This is a genomic window from Hanstruepera marina (assembly GCF_019880635.1).
Lineage (GTDB): Bacteria > Bacteroidota > Bacteroidia > Flavobacteriales > Flavobacteriaceae > Hanstruepera > Hanstruepera marina.
The window spans coordinates 71434-90904 of record NZ_JAINVX010000006.1; the positions used below are offsets into that span (position 1 = coordinate 71434).

A 19471-nucleotide genomic window follows, 5' to 3' on the forward strand; every position below is an offset into this window, starting at 1 on the left:
ACGGCTTTTCACTCCTAACTAAACTTAACTATAATTAAAAGCAGTACTTATTTTCAGCTTTTACTTTTTCGGCAATTTCATTACGTAAATCCACGATGTCTGGATAATTCTGATATTTTGTGAAACGTTTAAGTCCTATAAGCATCATACGTTGTTCATCGCCTTCGGCAAAAGAAATAATACTTTCTTTTCCTTTGTCTTCAACAATATTCACGGCATTGTATAAATATAATTTTGCCATGGCTATTTGAACAGATTGTTCTTTCTCACCAAATCGTTTGGCATTCTTTTCAGTACGTAGAATAGCAGATTCAGCCATGTAAATTTCAATAAGAATGTCTGCTGCAGCTACCAATAATTGTTGGTGGCCTTCTAAATCAGGACCAAATTTTTGAACTGCACCACCAGCAACCATTAAAAAGGTTTTCTTTAACTTCTTAATCATTTCTTTTTCTTCAGTAAATAATTCAGAATAATCAGGTGTGTCAAATGATGGGATACCCATCAATTCATCTTGCACAGCTTGGGCTGGGCCCAGTAAATCCACATGGCCTTTCATTGCTTTTTTAACCAACATGCCTACAGATAGCATACGGTTTATTTCATTGGTCCCTTCATAAATACGAGCAATTCTAGCATCTCTCCAAGCTGCTTCCATTGGCGTTTCTTTTGAGAATCCCATACCTCCAAAAATTTGAATACCTTCATCAGCACAGTTTTGAACATCTTCAGACACGGCTACTTTTAATATAGAGCATTCAATGGCGTATTCCTCAACACCTTTTAATTCGGCTTCTTGATGTGAATTTCCAGCAGCTTCTCTTAAGGCTATGCGGTCTTCAATATTTTTGGAAGCACGATATGTAGCCGATTCACCTGCATAGGCACTAGCAGCCATTTCAGCCAACTTCTTCTTTATAGCTCCAAAATCAGATATTCTGGTTTTAAATTGTTTACGTTCATTGGCATATTCTACAGCTGTAGTTGTAATACGTCTTTGTGAATCCAAACAAGCAGCTGCTAATTTAATACGTCCAACATTAAGTGCATTCATGGCAATTTTAAAGCCTTCGCCACGACCAGCTAGCATGTTTTCAACAGGAACAACCGTATCATTAAAGAATACTTGTCTGGTTGAAGAGGCATGGATACCAAGTTTATGTTCTTCTTCACCTAAAGTAATGCCATTTGTGTTTTCAGGATCGTACTCCACGATAAAACCAGTAATATTTTTATCATCTTCAATACGCGCAAAAACAATCATTAAACGGCAAAATCCAGCATTTGAAATCCACATTTTTTGACCGTTAATTTTATAAGTTTTTCCATCGGCAGAAAGTTCGGCAGTTGTTTTTCCAGAATTGGCATCACTACCAGCACCTGGCTCTGTTAAGCAATAAGAACCAAACCATTCTCCAGATGCTAATTTTGGTACATATTTTTGTTTTTGTTCTTCGGTACCGTATAAGGTTATTGGCATGGTGCCAATTCCAGTATGCGCACCAAAGGCTGTACTAAATGAACCTGTACCACTCGAAATATAGTCACATGTCAATACAGTTGATACAAAGCCCATTCCTAATCCACCATAGGCTTCAGGAACGGCTACTCCTAAAAATCCGAGTTCACCAGCTTTTCGCATGCATTCTTCGGTTAAGGCGTAATCTTTTGCTTCAAATCTATCCTTGTGTGGAATAATTTCACGGTCATTAAATTCCATAACCGCTTCTTTCATCATCTTTTGTTCTTCTGAAAAGTCTTCAGGAGTAAACACATCCTCGCAGTTAGTTTCCTTTACCAGAAACTGTCCGCCTCTTAATATGTCTTTTTCGGTTGCTTCCATTGCTATAAATTGTATTTTGTTTTTTAATTTAAAAATTCGAAAATTCCACAAGCGCCTTGACCTGTCCCTACACACATGGTAACTGCTCCGTATTTTCCTTTCATATTGCGTTTGCGCATTTCATCAAACAGTTGAACTGACAGTTTAGCACCAGTACAACCAAGTGGATGTCCTAATGCAATAGCACCACCATTTACATTAACAATATCATTATTCAAATCCAGTTCCCTGATAACAGCTATTGATTGTGATGCGAACGCTTCATTAAGTTCAATTAACTCCAAGTCAGATTGTTTTAAACCTGCTTGTTTTAAGGCTTTTGGAATGGCTTTTACAGGACCAATTCCCATGATTCGCGGCTCCACACCAGCAGCAGCATAGTTTACCAAACGTGCAATAGGTTTAAGGTTTAGTTCCTTTACCAAATCTTCACTCATAATCATCACAAAAGCAGCACCATCGCTCATTTGCGAGGAGTTTCCAGCAGTAACACTACCACCTTGAGCAAATACTGGTCTTAATTTTGCCAATGCTTCTAAATTAGTACCTTTTCGTGGGCCTTCATCTTTTGTAACTGTGTATGATTTTGTTGCTTTTTTACCGTTTTCATCAATATAAGTTTGCTCTACTTCAATAGGCACAATTTGATCTTGAAAACGATTCTCGGCTTGAGCTTTTAAAGCTTTCATGTGTGAGTTGTAGGCAAATTCATCTTGGTCTTCACGAGAAACTTTAAACTGATTGGCTACAGCTTCAGCTGTATTACCCATTCCCCAATAGTATTCTTCATGGCCAGCTTTAACAATGTCATAATTCAATTCAGGTTTAAAACCTGTCATTGGAACAGCACTCATACTTTCAGCACCACCTGCTATAATACAGTCAGCCATTCCAGCTTGAATTTTTGCCGTTGCAATTCCTATAGTTTCAATTCCAGAAGAGCAAAATCTGTTTACAGTCACACCAGGAACATCTACAATATCCAATCCCATTAATGAAATGAGTCGTCCCATGTTTAAACCTTGCGAACCTTCAGGCATGGCATTACCTACAATCACATCATCAATGCGTTTTTTGTCAAAATCGGGTAGCTCTTTCATCATATGAGCTATGGTTTCAGCAGCTAACTCATCGGTTCTTTTAAAACGGAACACGCCTTTTGGTGCTTTACCAACAGCTGTTCTATATGCTTTTACTATATATGCTTGTTTCATTTTATTAGTTTCTTAAAGGTTTTCCTGTTTTTAACATGTGTTGGATGCGCTCTAGAGTTTTTCGTTCCGTACACAACGATAAAAATGCTTCGCGTTCGAGATCTAAAAGATATTGTTCAGATACCAATGTAGGTTCTGACAGGTCACCACCAGCCATAACGTATGCCAATTTGTTGGCTATTTTATGATCATGCTCACTAATATAATTTGAAGCTTCCATAGAATCCGTTCCAACTAAAAACATTCCCAAAGCTTGTTTACCTAACACTTTAACGTCTGTTCTTTTAACAGGTTTGGTATAACCAGCATCAGCCATTAATTTGGCATGGGCTTTGGCAGTTGCAATTTGTCTGTCTTTGTTTACTACAATAACATCTTTGCCTTTTTGAAGAATTCCCAAATCAAAAGCTTCGTAAGCTGAAGTTGATACTTTAGCCATTCCAATTGTTAGGAAATACTCTTGCAAGACGTTTAATTCAACATCTCCTTTTCGGAATGTATCTTGGGCTCTTAAAGCCATTTCTTTGGAACCACCTCCACCAGGAATGACACCAACCCCAAATTCCACCAATCCAATATAAGTTTCAGCTGCCGCAACAACTTTATCGGCATGCATTGAGAGCTCACAACCACCACCAAGAGCCATTCCATGAGGAGCAGCTACCGTTGGGATGGAAGAGTAGCGCATACGCATCATGGTATCTTGGAAATATTTGATTGCCATGTTCAGTTCGTCATATTCTTGCTCTGCAGCCATCATAAAAATCATACCTATATTGGCACCAACCGAGAAGTTAGCAGCTTGATTCCCTATAACTAATCCTTCGAAGTCTTTTTCTGCTAAATCAACGGCTTTATTTAGACCAGCTAAAACATCACCACCAATCGTGTTCATTTTAGATTGGAACTCACAATTCAGTATTCCATCTCCTAAATCCTCAATAACAACACCTGAATTCTTGAATACTTCATTAGATTTTCTAATATTATCTAAAATAATGAAGGCGTCTTGTCCAGGTATTTTAGTTTGTTTTTTCGATGGAATATCATAGAAATAGGTAGCACCTTCTTTTACTGAATAAAATGATTTGCTTCCAGAAGTCAGCATCTCATTTACCCAATCGGCTACTTGATGCCCTTCAGATTTAATTAGCTCCAACCCTTTTTCAACACCTACAGCATCCCAGATTTGGAATGGACCATGTTCCCATCCAAAGCCAGCTTTCATGGCATCATCTATTTTGTATAAATCATCAGAGATTTCTGGAATCCTGTTCGAAACATAAGCAAACATGGCCGCAAAATTCTTACGATAGAATTCGCCAGCTTTGTCTTTTCCAGAAACTAGAATAGGAAAACGATCAATTACTTTATCTACAGTCTTAGTTAATTCAAGTGTGGCAAACTGTGCTCGTTTTTTAGACCGATATTCTAAAGTGTCTAAATCAAGCGATAAGATGTCACTTTTACCTTTATCGTCTTTTACTTTTTTGTAGAAGCCTTGTCCGGTTTTGCTACCCAACCATTTGTTCTCCATCATAGTGTTGATGAAGTCGGGAAGTTTAAACAACTCATGAGCTTCATCGTTGGGGCAATTGTCATAAATACCATTTGCAACATGAACTAATGTGTCCAAACCAACAACATCAACGGTTCTGAAAGTTGCTGATTTTGGTCGGCCAATTACAGGACCAGTTAATTTATCAATTTCTTCAATGGTTAGACCTAATTCTTTTACTTGATGAAATAAGCTTTGAATTCCAAAGATTCCAATTCTATTTCCAATGAAAGCAGGTGTGTCCTTGGCAATAACCGATGTTTTTCCTAGATACTTTTCACCATATTCATTTAAAAAGTCTAATATATCATGAGAAGTTTTAGGACCTGGAATAATTTCAAATAGTTTTAGGTAACGGGCCGGATTGAAGAAGTGCGTTCCACAAAAATGTTTTTGAAAGTCTTCGCTTCGACCTTCACTCATAAAGTGGATAGGAATCCCTGATGTATTTGATGTGATAAGTGTGCCAGGAGTTCTGAATTTTTCAATGTTCTCAAATACTTGTTTTTTGATATCCAAGCGCTCAACCACTACTTCAATAACCCAATCGACATCTTTAATTTTAGCTAAATCATCTTCTAAATTTCCTGTTGAAATTCGATTGGCAAATTTTTGATGATAAATAGGAGAGGGTTTAGATTTTAAAGCGGTTTGTAGTGATTGATTTACAATACGGTTGCGTACGACCTTGTCTTCTAATGTTAAGCCCTTGGCTTTTTCAATATCGTTTAGTTCTCTTGGAACGATATCGAGTAGGAGCACATCAACACCAATATTGGCAAAATGACAGGCAATACCGCTTCCCATTATTCCTGAACCAATAACAGCTACTTTGTTTATTCTACGTTTACTCATGTTACTTAAGTATGTGTTCTTTTTGGTTATATATTTTTTTATTTGAAATCATGTTGTTTATAAGTTCAGCTACTTCATAAAAGTGATCGAGCTTATCTTGCGAAATATTCTTGCGAATGGCTTCATTAAATGTTAAAACTTTTTCTCTTGAATATGCACGTTTCTCGCGTCCAAATTCTGTTAAATGGATGATGACGCCACGACCATCTTCAGGATTTGGTTTACGTTCTATTAAACCTTTTTCTTCCATGGTCTTAAGTGTTCTTGAAAGGCTAGTCGCTTCCATTCCCATTTTTGGACCTAAAGAGGTAGATGGTGTACCATTATCAGGATCTATACTCAATAAAGCAAAGCCTGTTGCCATAGTAGTCTCGAATTGTGCAGCCTCTTCGTTGTACATTTTATTTATGGCTAACCATGTGGTTCTGAAGACGTAATCAATGGTTTTATCCTTCATATATTGGAATTTTGGAATCCAAATATAAGAAATATTTATTATGCATGCATAATAAATTGTGAAATTTTTTAAAATATTGAAATGAAAACACCTGATTATTTAGTCAGGCATTTAATGCATTAAGAGCGGTAAATTTTTTCGATAAGATCTAGATACTTTTCTTTGATTATTTTTCGTTTCATTTTCATGGTAGGTGTGAGGTGACCACCATCTATAGTCCAGACATCAGGAGTAATTTCAAACTTTTTTATTTGTTCCCATTTACCAAATTTTTTATTGGCAGCATCGATTTCTTCTTGAATTCTAACTTTTAATTTTTGATTTTCTATAATAGATTCAGTGGAAAACTCAATATTATGGCGTTTAGCCCATTCCTTTACAAATTCGTAGTTTATCTGAATTAAGGCAGCGGGCATTTTTTCACCTTCACCAATAACCATTATTTGTTCAATAAAACGAGATTGCTTGAATTCGTTTTCTAGTAGGGCAGGAGCTACATATTTTCCGCCGGAAGTTTTAAATATTTCTTTCTTACGATCTGTGATTTTAAGAAAACCATCTGAATCGATTTCACCAATATCCCCAGTGTGGAAATAATTTCCTGTCATGACTTCAGCAGTTTTTTCTGGATCTTTATAATAGCCCTGCATTACGTTGGGGCCTTTTACCAATATTTCACCATCATCAGCAATTTTAACCTCTACATTGTCAATAATACGTCCTACAGTTCCAATTTTAAACCCTTTATCCCTTTGGTCATTTACTGAAATTACGGGAGAAGTTTCTGTTAAACCATAGCCTTCCATGATAGGCATACCAGCTGCAGCAAACATTCTCGTTAGACGCGGTTGTAAGGCAGCACTACCAGAAACCATGAGTTCTAAATTACCACCAAGACCTTCCTGCCATTTGCTAAAAATAAGTTTGCGTGCCAGCTTTAATTGTTTTTCATACCACCAACCATTAGTACCATACGGTTCGTATTTTAAACCCAAATCTATTGCCCAAAAGAAAAGTACTTTTTTTAATCCTGACAACTCACTGCCTTTAGCAACAATTTTGTCATAAACCTTTTCGTATAGCCTTGGAACCGCTGTCATAACATTGGGTTTGACTTCCTTAAGATTATCGCTCATAGCTTCTATGGATTCCGCAAAATAAATTTCAACACCGCAGAATTGATATAGATACAAAATCATGCGTTCAAAAACATGACATACAGGAAGAAAACTCAAGGATTTTGATTTGCCATAATCAAAAGGAACCCGTTTTTCACTATCCAAAACATTTGATACAATATTATTATGTGAAAGCATTACACCTTTAGGTGTTCCTGTGGTTCCTGAAGTATAAATTAAAGTAGCTAAATCATCAGGTTTAACTTGACTTTTCCGGTCTTCAACAACATCTTGATTAGAGTCATCTTTTCCCAGTTCCAAAACTTCTTTCCAATTGGATTCGCCAATGACGTCATCAAAAGTATAAACGCCCTTAAGTTTCGTGTTGTTTTTAATGGCATTTAATTTCTCAACAATCTCTTTATCAGATACAAAACAATACGTAGCTTCAGAGTGGTTTAGAATATATTGATAATCTTCTTTAGATATAGTAGGGTATATAGGTACATTTTGTGCGCCAATCTGCAAGACGCCTACATCCATTATATTCCATTCTGTTCTGTTGGTTGTAGAAATTACAGCTATTTTATCATTTGAATTAACACCTAAACGTATCAAACCACGGCTAATAGCGTTGGCTTGATTAATATATTCTTGAGTTGAAATTGAAACCCACTCACCATTATACTTAGTAGTAAAGGCTTTATTAAGGTTATAGGTTTCAAGTTGGTAGTAAGGAAAATCAAAAAGTCTGGTAATATCTGCCATCTGTCTTGTCTAATTTGAAGACATGCAAATTATGAAATAAAAAGGTATTATCAAATGGGAAAAATATCTTCAATTAGAATTCAAAATCTTTTATGTATCCATTAATGCGGACATGACTTTAATAAAATCTTCCTTTTTTGAACGTGAGATACTTACGGAATCGTTATTGTTCATGATTATATAACCGCCATCAGATTTAATATATTTTTTCACTTCCTTTAAGTTTATAAGAAAGCTGTTATGAACACGCATAAAATCTTGTTCGAAGAGCAAATTTTCATATTCTTTTAAATGCTTGCTAACCAAAATAGTTTCTTTGTTTTTTAATATAAACTTGGTATAGGAACCTTCTGCTTTACAATAAAGAATGTTATTTACTTCAATAAATTCAAAACCATCAGAAGTTGCTAAACAAATCTTATTTAAAGTAGGTTTCCGTTGTTTGAGATTCAGCATTAGTGTCTCTAATTGTTTTTTATAAACGTCTTGGTTTTTCTTTTTTCTTGCTTTTTCAACGGCATTTTGTAGTTCTTCTAAATCTATGGGTTTTAATAAATAATCTAAAGAGCTAAATTTAACAGCTTTAATGGCATATTGGTCGAAAGCTGTGGTGAATATAACATCGAATTGAATATTATTAAGTCGGTTTATGACATCAAAGCCAGTTCCTGTTTGTAATTCAATATCTAAAAATACCACATCAGGTTTTAATTGTGCTATTGTTGAAACCGCTTCTTCAACTGATTCGGCCAATCCAACGATTTCAATATTTAAGCAAAACTCTTCTAACAGGTTTTTTAATGATTCTCTGCTGTGTTTTTCATCTTCAACTATAACTGCTCTTAATTCCATGTTTTCTTTAATAGTTAATTTTTATAATAACTCTTGTTCCAGCTGCTAAGTTATTGGCATCGTATTTATCAATTACTTCAATATTGCAGTCTGATTGGTTATTGGTTTTTAAGCGTTCTTCAGTAACTTCTAATCCTCTAGATTTATTAGTATGCCGTTTGAATTTTTGAGCGGCCTCTCTTCCAATTCCATTGTCATCAATTATACATTCTAGATAAGTTTGTTTATCGTTAAATTTTATTACTAATGATTTGTCTTTTGATTTTTTGTTTAGCAAGCCATGAATTATAGCATTTTCAATAAATGGTTGAATTATTAGCATGGGTATTTCAATAATATCTTGCTCTACTTTTGGAGCAATAATAATCTCGTATTTAAAAGAATTGTCAAAGCGTAATGCTTCTAATGCTAAATAGTCATTAATCATTTTTATCTCATCTGAAAGTACAATTCTTGATTCCATAGAGCTTTCCAGTATATTTCTTGTGAGTCTGCTAAATTTTGATAAATATTTTAATGCTCCCGTTTTATTATTGTCTGTTATAAAATGTTGTATGGAACTTAAAGCATTAAATATAAAATGTGGGTTTATTTGAGCCCGAAGCGCTTTGTTTTTGTTTCTAATAGCTTCTTCTTGATACCGTAATTTTTGCTTAAACTCTTCTTGAATTTTATAAGCTAATCCAGATGCGAAAATTAAAACCTCTAGGGTAGATCCTGCAATCATATATCTTGCATCGCTAAAAAACAATAGAGCCAATGCACCAGCCATATAAAAGAAAGAACCGATTACAACAAAGTAAGCTAGTTTATTGACACTTTTCCAGATTAAATATATCATACCCACTAAACCAAAAACGGTCATTATGAGTTGCTCAAATCGTAATAGATATATATGACCAATAAGATAGTTAAAACCAAAGAAAAAAGCATCTAGAATAATAAGAAACACTAATAGATAAGCGATAGCTTTTAAGGCTACATGTAGTCTTTTATAAGTTGTTTTAGTATTTAAATAATGGATGATGAATAATATGTAACACAGGTTTATAGCCATTTGCGAGATTTGGAAAAAGGCATAACTCAATAAACCATAAGAACCAAAGAAAACCTCATGTAGCTTAAATACCTCGGAGTTTAAATAGAGTAGCAAGAATAATACATACAACATGTAATATAAAAATTCTTGACGTTGGGAATAAATATAAAAAGCTAAAGTTAAAAAGAACATGATGATACAAATTCCACTGAAAATATAATATGGAGCAAGCCGTTTTATATTTTCAGTGGAATAATAATATCTAGTTAAATGTTCTACATGAGTGGATGCAAATCCAATTTTCCAATTTGAAATGTTACTAATGTAGGCTGTACGCTTTAACTTTAAAATAAGGTATCGATTGTAGATTAAGTTTTCTGGTTTAAAAGGAATACCTGCACCATATAAAACAGATCTATCTTTTTCTGAAAATTCAAATCTTCCATATTTTTCTTCGGACAAACCATTTTTTGTTTGCTTATAAAGCGTTGCATGTTCAAACTTTGGCATTTTTAAAAACCACAATGTATCTTTAGAAATTGTAGTTAAATGCTTTTCAAAATCTATAAGCATCCAATAGGTGAGAGAAGGATGTGTTATTTCTTGTTTTAAAAGCGTAGAATTGAATATTGATAAATTTGATAGAACATCAGATATAGACAATGTGTCTAGTTCTGTTTTATAAACTTCAAAATGTAAAGGTGTACTTTTTCTGTTAATTGAATTTTGAGCATAAATTAAGTTGCTTGTCAAAAAAAGAAAGCTAAAAAATAATGTAATAACAAAACTTTTTTTTATCATTTAATTAATGATTGGTAAAGTAATTTTAATTGTATTCCCTACAATTTTATTCTTATTCCTTTTAAAAGTAATATGCTTTTTAATTCCATAGTTTTTACCCTTATTAAGTAACCGTATTTGATCCTGCCAATTCATGATTTTTTGACGATATTCTGGATTGTATTTAGCTTCTGTAAGTTTAAGTGGATCGTGATTATAGTTTATAAGAACAACTACCGATTTTGAAGACATATTGAAATTAATCTCAATTTTTTGATTTTTATGCTCATTTAAAATAGAATGTTCTATTAAGTTTTCCATTAAGGTTTGAATAAGAAAACTAGGTATTTTAACATCTAGATTGTCTTCTTTATTAGTTTTAATTTCAAAGTTAATTTTGTCACTGTACCTTAATTTTTGAAGTTTAAGATACCATTTTAATAAATTAATTTCATCAAGAAGAGATACTGTTTCACTCTCGATATTTTTTAAATAGAAACGAATTAACTTACTAAATACAGATAAAAATTCTAGTGCGTCTTTTTTCTGATTTGAAGTAATAAAATATTGAATAGAGTTTAGCGCATTAAAGACAAAATGAGGATTTAATTGCGAATGCAAGACCTTTAGTTTTAAATCGATAAGTTGCTTTTGAATTTCTAAAGATTTTTTTTGTTCTTCCTGATATTTTTTTTGTGTCCTTAAACCTTTAAGCTTTATTGCCGTAATAGAAGACATGGTTAATAGCATATGCAAGTGATGTTCTGTAAAAAAGTTCTTTTCAGGATGTTCGCAATCTATTATACCAATTACTTGACCGTCTATAATTATAGGGACACAAACCTCAGACAATCTAAACTCGTCATCCATTCGGTATCTTTTATCTTTAGAAGTGTCATGAATTAGCTCTGCATTGCCAGTTTGCGCTACGTGACCAACAATACCTGTTCCTAAAGGTCTATCAACAGGAGCATGAATTTCTAAATCTTTAGGGTTTTTTGGGCCATATGCTGCTTTTTGTAGCATAGTATCTCCAGTTTCATTAAGGAGGTATACTACACAATCTACAAAGCCTAATTTGGAAATACAGTTTTTAGCTAAGTCCCAAAGTATGGCTTCTTCATCATTAATATCAAGCAAAGACTCTGAAAAATACATAAGCACATCTGAAAACTTGTTTACATCTGTTTCCGGATATAACTGTGAATTTTGTGTTATCTTCATTTTAGGCTTCATTGTCAATACAGAATTTGCTTCGATATTAAATTTAGGTCATTAAATTACAATTAAAAAAATTGTTTTTAAAAATATAATAGCGCAGTGGAATTCAAATACCACTGCGCTTTGTAAAGTTTTATCGTGCATAGAATATATCTACATCAACGAAGAATACGTTGCCTTGAATTTCCAAATCTTTAACGTACATAAGTCCGGCATTTCCATCGTAGGTCAAAAAACTGTAAATTTTCCCAATGTTAACACCTTCAGCTTTTTCTTCATGAGAATTAAAGGATGCATCTTCAAATAAATTCATTATTTCAAATGAATCGTAAATGTTTAGTTCATAAAACTCCTCAGCAGTCATCGAAATTTCTTTGAATTTTGTAATGCTTTTTTCAGTTAAATTATCTGTAAGTTGAGTTTCTATGGTTATGTTAGGTGATGAAAAATATAACCCAGAACCATCGTTCCAACTTAAAACCGCTACTACATTTTTATCTAGTGTACTAGTATTCATGCCATTTATCGTTTCCTTTTTAAGTTCATAATAATCAGCATAAACATAATATGGAAAATTATTGGCTGCACTTGGAGGGTTATCCGTCCTCATTGCTAGATATTCAAAATGCATAGGCATTTTTGTTTCAGTTTTAGCAAATGATAAATTGTCAGCATTATTATTAATGTCTAATAACAAAGCTTTAAACTCAATAACATCATTTACATCATCTTCACTTAATATATAGTTTAAGTTGTAAGTAAATGTATTGCTTCCTTCTACGTAGTTGGGATGAGTAATGTCTATGGTTTCATATTCTGAAGCACTTCCGTTTACAACTTTTTCAATAACTAATGTATCAAAACCATCTGGCGCTGTTGCTTTTATGGTGTATTGTAAAGAACCAGTGCTTGGACTTCCAACAACACCATAGTTTGTACTTGTTTGTCCATTTAATAATGTAAGAGAAGGAAGAATAGCTTGTGGCTCAGAATTTTGAATGGGTTCATCATCTTTACTGCAGCTGGTTAATACAGTTGTAAGTCCTAATAAAATAAAGCTTAAAACAGCTAGATATTTAATTGAATGTCTTTTGCTTTTTAATTCGTGATTTTTTTTAATTCGTGTCATGATTTTTTTTGTTTATTGATTTATGACGCAAACATACAGGCACTTCTTTCTAGAAAAACTCCATAATTGATAATTGGTATTCTTCAATTGACAAATGGTTTTAATAGCGTTTACAACTATGTTTTTTTACAATTCTGGGTATAACTTGTCAATTATCAATTGGAAAATGTCATTCATCAATTAACAACAATTAGTAAGGTGATTAGATAATAGATTTGGTTTCAAATACAATTAATCAATTTATTATGAAATCAATTTTACTATTTATCTGTGTGCTATTATTTGCAACGCATAGTAATGCACAAGACATTTCAAAACAAGTCATAGGGGCTTCAGGAGAAACCCTAACAGGTACATCTCATGTTTTAGCATTCACTGTAGGTGAATCTATAGTGGGCGAAATTCAGAACAATGCGACTTTAAGCCAAGGATTCTGGTCTATACTTCTAAACGAAGGAACTTTAAGTATAGATTATGAAGAGGAGATAATGGAGTATGTTCAAATATATCCTAATCCTGTAAGTGATTATTTAAATATAAATACTAGCAATAAGTTTAGCTCTAAAACAAGTATAAGCCTTTATGATTTGAATGGGAAACTACTCATAGTAAAGGAAATTAATACTAATATGGATACAAGGTTAGATATGACTAAACTATCACATGGACTTTACTTTTTAACAATCAAGACTTTAGATAACAGATTTAATAACACAATAAAAATTATAAAACAATAAATCATGAAAACTATTTTACCAATTTTAAAAATTATAATCTACATGCTTAATTTACTATTAAGCATAGGGATTTACGCTCAACAAGGAATTAATTATCAAGGTGTAGCACGAGATGCTCAAGGCGATTTAATGATAGAAGTTGAAATAACATTAGATTTCAATATTAATGAAGCAACGCCGAATGGTACTACTGTATATGCAGAAAGCCATGTTACCAATACTGATGCAAATGGTGTGTTTTCTGTATTGATAGGAAACGGTTCTGCTACATTAAATCTTTTTGAAGATATTAATTGGGCATCACAACGTCATTTTTTGAATGTTTCATTACAAGGAGAAGAGGTAGGTACAACAGAATTTATGTCGGTACCATATAGTAAAGCTATAGGAAACTGGCAAGCTCATGGTAATGGCGTTACTACTAAAGGAACTGGAGGTTCCATTTATATTGGAGATAATGCAGGAGAGCTAGATAATTTAGATGATAACCATAATATTGGAATAGGAGATAATACATTGGTAAACAATACCACAGGTGTTAGAAATATAGCATTTGGCGAGGAAGCCTTATATTCTAATGAAACTGGCACCAATAATTTCGCTGCAGGTTACCAATCACTTCATACAAATACTCAAGGCTTGAGTAATGTCGCGATTGGTATATATTCACTTCATGAAAATAGAGATGGATTTGGTAATATTGGAATAGGAGGTTATACATTAACGAATAATACGATAGGTAGAATAAATATCGCTATAGGAGATAGATCTGGCTATCATAATACTACAGGGGAAAATAATATTGCTATAGGAGAAGAAGCTTTATTTTTTAATACTACAGGGTCATCAAATATCGCCATTGGAGCATTTGCATTAAAGGATAATGTTGCGTCAGATTATAATATTGCTATTGGAAGAAGAGCTCTTGAAAGCAATACGATGGGAGTGGATAATGTAGCTTTAGGTTATCTATCGTTGAGTTCTAGTGAGGAAGGTGGCGCCAATACTGCTATTGGCTCTGGATCTATGAGATACAAGGTTTCAGGCGATTTTAATACGGTTTTGGGTCATACTGCATTAAGGAACAATGCTACAGGATTCAATAATGTGGCTATTGGTTCTGCTGCTGGATTTTTTAATCAAGGCAGTGATAATATATTCCTCGGTACTGCAGCAGGATTAGAAGAGGAAGGAAGCAATAAACTATACATTGAAAATTCTTCGAGTGCTACACCATTAATTTATGGAGAGTTCGATAATGATATTATTGGATTCAACGCCAAAGTTGGTATCGGAACACAAAGCCCAAATATGCCTCTACATATAACAACCCACAATGACGTGAGTTTAGGATTAGGATCAGGAACATTAGTTATAGGCGAAGAATTGGGGCAAAATATAGCTATGGACCGAAATGAAATTCAAGCAAGAAATGCTGGTCTGGTTTCTGATCTTTATTTGCAAAATGAAGGTGGTAATGTAAGAATTGGTGGTGCAATTGTACAGGCTTCGGATAGACGACTAAAACGTGATATTGAAGATATATCATATGGTCTTTATGAGATTATCCAATTGCGTCCAACAGAGTATTTCTGGAAGGGTAGAGAACAAGAGTTTAAGTCATTAGGATTGATTGCGCAGGAAGTAGATAAAGTGATTAAAAATGTAGTTGATTATAGTAAAGAAGAAGATAAATACGGCGTAAACTACACCGAGTTAATTCCTGTGCTAATTAAGGCAATTCAGGAACAACAACTCATTATTGAAACACAGCAAAAGAGAAACAATAGACAGTCACAAGAACTATCTGATTTAAATTCCAGAATTGAAATTATTGAATCAAAATTATTACAATAAAAAAAGCATTTGTATTTTTGCGTCCTTAATTCGGGATGTGGCGCAGTCCGGTTAGCGTACACGGCTGGGGGCCGTGTGGTCGCAGGTTCAAATCCTGTCATCCCGACAAACTAAAGCGAAAAGCTAATGTAGAAAGTTTACTTTTTTAAGTTAGCTTTTTCTTTAGAGACAATTAAAGCGTAGCTTTAATTTGCAATAGTAGCGATGTAAAAGGATTCTCCAAATCCTGTCATCCCGACAAAAAAAGGAGCTTAATTTTAAGCTCCTTTTTTTTTTGTTATTTATTCTCAATCCATTTTCTAGCATTAACAAAGGCTTCCAGCCAAGGCGATACCTCGTCTTTTCTGCCTTTAGGGTAGTTAGCCCAGTTCCATTGGAAGGTAGAACGCTCAATATGCGGCATGGTTACTAAATGACGGCCTGTTTTATCACACATCATGGCGGTGTTGAAATCTGAACCATTAGGGTTGTGCGGATAGCCTTCGTAACCGTATTTAGCTACAATGTGATACTTGTCTTCGGTATACTGTAAACTGAATTTGCCTTCGCCATGCGAAATCCAAACCCCTAACGTGCTACCTGCTAATGATGATAACATTACAGAATTGTTTTCTTGAACTTTTACCGAAGTAAATGAACTTTCGTGCTTATGCGAATCGTTATGAATCATTTTTCCATGTTCCTCATGGTCTGGATTAATAAGGTCTAACTCCATCCACAATTGACAACCATTACAAATACCAACAGACAAGGTGTCTTCTCTTTTAAAGAAGTTTTTAATCACTTCATTTGCTTTTTCATTATATTTAATGGCACCTGCCCAACCTTTTGCAGAACCCAAAACATCAGAGTTTGAGAAACCACCAACAGCACCCAAGAATTGAATGTCTTCTAGGGTTTCGCGCCCCGAGATTAAATCGGTCATGTGGACGTCTTTGACATCAAAACCTGCTAGATACATGGCGTTTGCCATTTCTCGCTCACTATTACTGCCTTTTTCTCGTAGAATAGCTGCTTTAGGCCTTGGTTTGCTGTTATCTAATTCAGGAAGTTTTCCTGTAAAATGCATTGGGAATTCAAACTGTAGCGGTTGGTTTTTATAATTATCAAAACGGTCTTTGGCCAACCCGTTTGCTGTTTGTTTTTGGTCGAGTAGGAAAGAGGTTTTGTACCACATGTCGCGTAAGCGAGACACTGTCATGGTGAAAACATCGGTATCATTAATAACACTCAATACATCAGCATTGGTAACTTTTCCTATGTTGAAGAACTCAATATTAGCTTCGTTAAATGCGGTTTCTACTGAATCATCTTTGGCTTGAATAACCAATCCTGCATTTTCAGCAAATAAAACTTTAAACGAATCTTTTTCGGCTAAAGCGGTGATATCTAATTCTGCGCCCAAATTATTATCAGCAAAACACATTTCAAGCAATGTTGTTATTAAACCGCCAGAAGCTACATCATGTCCCGCAACAATTTGTTCTTCAGTTATTAATTGTTGAATAGTGTTAAAAACTGTTTTTACATAATCGGTACTTTGTACATTAGGTGTGGTATTGCCTATTTTGTTTAGTATTTGTGCAAACGAACTGCCACCTAATTCAAAGCTGTCTTGAGACAGATTGATATAGTAGATATCGCCAGCATTTTTTTGCAATACGGGCTCTACAACTTGATTGATATTATTGCAATTTGCTGCAGCTGATATAATAACAGTTCCAGGAGCAATGACATCTTCATTTGGGTATTTCTGTTTCATGGAAAGCGAATCCTTTCCGGTAGGGACATTGATACCTAAATCGATAGCATACTCTGATACAGCTTGGACTGCTTCGTATAATCGAGCATCTTCACCTTCGTTTTTGCACGGCCACATCCAGTTTGCAGATAACGATACACTTTGTAATCCATCTTTTAAAGGAGCCCAAATAATGTTGGTTAACGCTTCGGTTATAGCATTTCTACTACCTGCTTTTGGGTCAATCAATCCAGAAATAGGAGCGTGACCAATACTTGTTGCAATACCTTCCTTGCCTTTGTAGTCTAAAGCCATTACTGCAACATTATTTAGCGGTAACTGTAATGGACCTGTACATTGTTGTTTAGCCACTTTTCCACCAACACATCTATCTACTTTATTGGTCAACCAATCTTTACAAGCTACAGCTTCCAGTTGTAAAAGTTGGTCTAAATAATCGTAGAATTTTGTTTTATCGTAATTGGTTTCAGCATAATTCCTATGTACAGTTTTATCATGCATGAAGGTTTTAGGTGAACTGCCAAACATATCATCCATACCTAAATCCATAGGTTTTTCTCCAGTGGTTTTTGATTCAAAAGTAAAACGATGGTTACCAGTAACATCACCAACAGTGTACATTGGAGAGCGTTCACGCTCTGCAATTTTTTGAAGTGTTTCAATATGTTTTTTGGCAATAACTAATCCCATGCGCTCTTGCGATTCGTTGCCTATAATTTCTTTGGCAGACAATGTTGGGTCACCGACAGGCAATTTATCTAAATCGATATGGCCACCGGTTTCTTCAACCAATTCAGAAAGACAATTTAAATGACCACCAGCACCATGATCGTGAATAGAAACAATATAGTTTTCATCACTTTCTACCATACCGCGGACTGCATTTGCAGCACGTTTTTGCATTTCAGGATTAGAACGTTGTACCGCATTTAGCTCGATTCCTGAAGAAAATTCACCAGTGTCGGCAGATGAAACCGCAGCACCACCCATACCAATACGATAATTTTCACCACCAAGAATAACCACTTTGTCGCCAACTTTTGGTGTATCTTTTAAAGCTTGATTGGCTTTTCCGTAGCCAATACCACCTGCTTGCATGATAACTTTATCAAAACCAAGTTTTCTAGCATCTTCTTCGTGCTCAAAAGTTAAAACCGAACCACAAATTAAGGGCTGACCGAATTTGTTTCCAAAATCTGATGCACCATTACTGGCTTTTATTAATATATCCATTGGTGTTTGGTACAACCAAGGACGTTCTGCCATGGCCTGTTCCCAAGGTCTGTTTTCTTCCAGTCTTGAATAGGAAGTCATATACACAGCTGTTCCAGCCAAAGGAATAGAGCCTTTTCCTCCTGCTAATCTATCACGAATTTCACCACCCGAACCTGTTGCAGCTCCATTAAAAGGTTCAACTGTTGTTGGAAAGTTATGGGTTTCGGCCTTTAAAGAAATTACAGATTCAAAATCTTCAGTTTGATAATATTCAGGAACATCAGCGCGTTTAGGTGCAAATTGTTCAACTTTTGGACCTTTTATAAAGGCTACATTATCTTTATAAGCTGAAACAATGTCGTTAGGGTTTTTGTTTGATGTTTCACGAATCATTTTAAATAATGAAACAGGCTTTTCTTCGCCATCGATTACAAAGGTGCCGTTAAAGATTTTATGACGACAGTGTTCGCTATTGACTTGAGAAAATCCAAATACTTCAGAATCGGTTAAGGGTCTTCCTATTTTTTTCGCAACACCTTCTAAATAGGTTATTTCCTCATCACTTAAAGCCAAACCTTCCTGTTGGTTGTAAACCGAAATATCATTAATCTCAATGATAGGTTCTGGCTTAATGTTAATTGTGAAGGATTCTTGATTCAACCCATTAAACTTTTCTGAAATCATAGGGTCGTAACCTTTGAAGTCTTTACTGCACGATTCAAATTCTTCAATACGGATTATACCATCAATCCCCATGTTTTGGGTAATTTCAACAGCATTGGTACTCCAAGGTGTTATCATGGCAGCCCTTGGCCCAACAAAAAAAGCATCGATTGATGCTTGTTCTATTTTAGGTTGATTGCCAAATAACCATACAAGTTTAGTAATATTTTCAGTTGATAATTCTTTTGTTGCTTGAACAGCAAATACTTTACTGTTTTGGTTTCCGAAGAAGTGAATCATTATGTTTTAGTTTGTGTGATGTTTTAAAGATGCAAATTTACTTCTTTTTGATGTATTTTCTTCTATTAGTTGATTTGAAAATGTTGAGTTATTCACGTGTTTA

General features: G+C 34.5%; 12 protein-coding genes and 1 tRNA gene. 3 read left to right on the plus strand and 10 right to left on the minus strand.

Annotated elements, in window-relative coordinates; all coding sequences use genetic code 11:
- Positions 1-34 precede the first annotated feature (34 nt).
- The 9 genes from K7G76_RS14625 to K7G76_RS14665 form a co-directional block, all read right to left on the minus strand.
- Complete coding sequence (locus K7G76_RS14625) at positions 35-1843, minus strand: acyl-CoA dehydrogenase family protein (RefSeq protein WP_223034956.1); 1809 nt, start codon at positions 1841-1843, stop codon at positions 35-37.
- 23 nt (positions 1844-1866) lie between these two features.
- Positions 1867-3057 (minus strand): acetyl-CoA C-acyltransferase, encoded by a 1191-nt coding sequence (locus K7G76_RS14630; protein ID WP_223034957.1) that lies wholly within the window; start codon positions 3055-3057, stop codon positions 1867-1869.
- 4 nt (positions 3058-3061) lie between these two features.
- Complete coding sequence (locus K7G76_RS14635) at positions 3062-5470, minus strand: 3-hydroxyacyl-CoA dehydrogenase/enoyl-CoA hydratase family protein (protein WP_223034958.1); 2409 nt, start codon at positions 5468-5470, stop codon at positions 3062-3064.
- 1 nt (position 5471) lies between these two features.
- Complete coding sequence (locus K7G76_RS14640) at positions 5472-5927, minus strand: MarR family winged helix-turn-helix transcriptional regulator (protein WP_223034959.1); 456 nt, start codon at positions 5925-5927, stop codon at positions 5472-5474.
- 119 nt (positions 5928-6046) lie between these two features.
- On the minus strand, positions 6047-7813 hold the full coding sequence (locus tag K7G76_RS14645) for an AMP-dependent synthetase/ligase (RefSeq protein WP_223034960.1): 1767 nt from the start codon (positions 7811-7813) through the stop codon (positions 6047-6049).
- Between the two features lie 90 nt (positions 7814-7903).
- Positions 7904-8665 (minus strand): LytR/AlgR family response regulator transcription factor, encoded by a 762-nt coding sequence (locus K7G76_RS14650; protein ID WP_223034961.1) that lies wholly within the window; start codon positions 8663-8665, stop codon positions 7904-7906.
- 7 nt (positions 8666-8672) lie between these two features.
- Positions 8673-10457, minus strand: coding sequence for a sensor histidine kinase (locus tag K7G76_RS14655; protein ID WP_223034962.1), 1785 nt, complete (start codon positions 10455-10457; stop codon positions 8673-8675).
- A 48-nt stretch (positions 10458-10505) separates the two neighbouring features.
- Positions 10506-11708 carry a histidine kinase gene (locus K7G76_RS14660; protein WP_223034963.1) on the minus strand — a complete coding sequence of 401 codons (1203 nt, stop codon included), beginning with the start codon at positions 11706-11708 and terminating at the stop codon, positions 10506-10508.
- 130 nt (positions 11709-11838) lie between these two features.
- Positions 11839-12834 (minus strand): hypothetical protein, encoded by a 996-nt coding sequence (locus K7G76_RS14665; RefSeq protein ID WP_223034964.1) that lies wholly within the window; start codon positions 12832-12834, stop codon positions 11839-11841.
- A 245-nt stretch (positions 12835-13079) separates the two neighbouring features.
- On the opposite strand from K7G76_RS14665, the gene K7G76_RS14670 reads away from it, so the two are divergent.
- From K7G76_RS14670 to K7G76_RS14680, 3 genes are all read left to right on the plus strand, one after another.
- Entirely contained in the window at positions 13080-13571 is a 492-nt protein-coding gene (locus tag K7G76_RS14670; protein ID WP_223034965.1) for a T9SS type A sorting domain-containing protein, read from the plus strand.
- A 3-nt stretch (positions 13572-13574) separates the two neighbouring features.
- The gene (locus K7G76_RS14675; RefSeq protein ID WP_223034966.1) at positions 13575-15428 is read left to right on the plus strand and encodes a tail fiber domain-containing protein; all 1854 of its coding nucleotides are present in this window, start codon (positions 13575-13577) and stop codon (positions 15426-15428) included.
- Between the two features lie 31 nt (positions 15429-15459).
- Positions 15460-15534: transfer RNA gene (locus K7G76_RS14680), tRNA-Pro, on the plus strand.
- Between the two features lie 171 nt (positions 15535-15705).
- Here the strand turns inward: K7G76_RS14680 and purL are convergent.
- Positions 15706-19368, minus strand: a complete 3663-nt coding sequence (purL, locus tag K7G76_RS14685) for a phosphoribosylformylglycinamidine synthase (protein WP_223034967.1) — start codon at positions 19366-19368, stop codon at positions 15706-15708.
- Positions 19369-19471 lie beyond the last annotated feature (103 nt).

Coding starts and splice junctions, on each gene's coding strand:
- K7G76_RS14625 (WP_223034956.1), bottom strand. CDS start 1,843: ATGGAAGCAACCGAAAAAGACATATTAAGAGGCGGACAGTTTCTGGTA.
- K7G76_RS14630 (WP_223034957.1), bottom strand. CDS start 3,057: ATGAAACAAGCATATATAGTAAAAGCATATAGAACAGCTGTTGGTAAA.
- K7G76_RS14635 (WP_223034958.1), bottom strand. CDS start 5,470: ATGAGTAAACGTAGAATAAACAAAGTAGCTGTTATTGGTTCAGGAATA.
- K7G76_RS14640 (WP_223034959.1), bottom strand. CDS start 5,927: ATGAAGGATAAAACCATTGATTACGTCTTCAGAACCACATGGTTAGCC.
- K7G76_RS14645 (WP_223034960.1), bottom strand. CDS start 7,813: ATGGCAGATATTACCAGACTTTTTGATTTTCCTTACTACCAACTTGAA.
- K7G76_RS14650 (WP_223034961.1), bottom strand. CDS start 8,665: ATGGAATTAAGAGCAGTTATAGTTGAAGATGAAAAACACAGCAGAGAA.
- K7G76_RS14660 (WP_223034963.1), bottom strand. CDS start 11,708: ATGAAGATAACACAAAATTCACAGTTATATCCGGAAACAGATGTAAAC.
- K7G76_RS14665 (WP_223034964.1), bottom strand. CDS start 12,834: ATGACACGAATTAAAAAAAATCACGAATTAAAAAGCAAAAGACATTCA.
- K7G76_RS14670 (WP_223034965.1), top strand. CDS start 13,080: ATGAAATCAATTTTACTATTTATCTGTGTGCTATTATTTGCAACGCAT.
- K7G76_RS14675 (WP_223034966.1), top strand. CDS start 13,575: ATGAAAACTATTTTACCAATTTTAAAAATTATAATCTACATGCTTAAT.
- purL (WP_223034967.1), bottom strand. CDS start 19,368: ATGATTCACTTCTTCGGAAACCAAAACAGTAAAGTATTTGCTGTTCAA.